Source organism: Rhodopirellula maiorica SM1 (assembly GCF_000346295.1).
In the GTDB taxonomy this organism is placed as follows: domain Bacteria; phylum Planctomycetota; class Planctomycetia; order Pirellulales; family Pirellulaceae; genus Novipirellula; species Novipirellula maiorica.
In genome coordinates this window covers 1-1,029 of record NZ_ANOG01000217.1, presented here as the reverse complement: position 1 = coordinate 1,029, position 1,029 = coordinate 1, and the positions used below count along the sequence as shown (strand labels likewise).

1 protein-coding gene and 1 pseudogene are annotated in these 1,029 nt (G+C 54.1%); both read right to left on the bottom strand.

The features are described from left to right. Positions 1–259 (bottom strand): sialate O-acetylesterase (locus tag RMSM_RS06650; protein WP_008693303.1); only part of this gene is annotated, 259 nt, incomplete at its 3' end. Between the two features lie 341 nt (positions 260–600). After that, a pseudogene (locus RMSM_RS06645) lies at positions 601–1,029 on the bottom strand (alpha/beta hydrolase); the annotation flags it as partial.

The following is a 1,029-nucleotide window of genomic DNA, read 5'->3' as shown; positions in this document are numbered from 1 at the left end:
CGCCTCGGCCGGTCAGATAAGAGATCCATGCCCCTTCGCAGACGCGCGGATTGCCCTCGTCATCTTGCATCTTTTCCAGTAGCGGCTTCGTCGCAGGATCGTCTCCGATGTAGTCAAACGTCTCTACCTTGGCATGCCCTTCCATATTGGATTGCCCCGCCAGGATAAACACCTTGATCGGCCGTTTAGCCGGGTCCGCCGCCAGCGTCGCCGACACCCAAAGCAAACTGAACGCGGTAAACCAAAACAATGTTTTCATGGGAAGCTTTCGATGTGGGATAGGCATCTTGCCTGTCTTGCGGCGCAACGTTGATGTCCTTTCAACGGCGAGATTATTCTGTAGCGAAACTCGCCAAGAGTTTCGGAGTGGGTGATGTATGATGACAACCTGGAAGCAGATCCCACATTGCCGAAAGTCATGACGGGCTGTTGATTTAATGAAGTTTCCTGCGGCAAGGGGTGTAGGATGGAACTCCAAGTCCGTCAATGGTGGATTCGACGGACTAGGAAGTCCATCGTACGGCTAAAACAACAAGCCGCCCGCGACTTTCGCTACGTTTGACGGAGCTGACGGACGACAGGCTGGCAGCCTGTGCTACGTTACGACTTTAGTTTCCAAAGCAGGTAGTCGGCGGTCGTTTCGTGCTCGACGTTCTCGGCTCCAGGATACACCAATTCACAATCAACACCCTCCTCTTCACAGTGTTCTTTTAGCTTCACACCAAAGTTGGACGTATGCGTCGGGTCCTTTTGGTTCTGTCCGAGAGCTGGAGGAGCTGAGTAGCTCAGATAGACCGGCGGATCATCGCCGCTGACCAATGCATAGGGCGAGTATTCGGCAATCCAGGGCAAGATCGTATCGCGTTTGGCAAGGAATTGATCGAACGCCGATAACTTGTTTGCCGAGTCTCCATGAAACCCGAATGCGTGCCCACCGTAGCGGCTGTTCGGAGTCCACTCTTTCATTTGTTTCGGATCCAGCGTCGTTTGAGCGCCGGTCACGGCGGCACACCACAATCGCGTCGACTC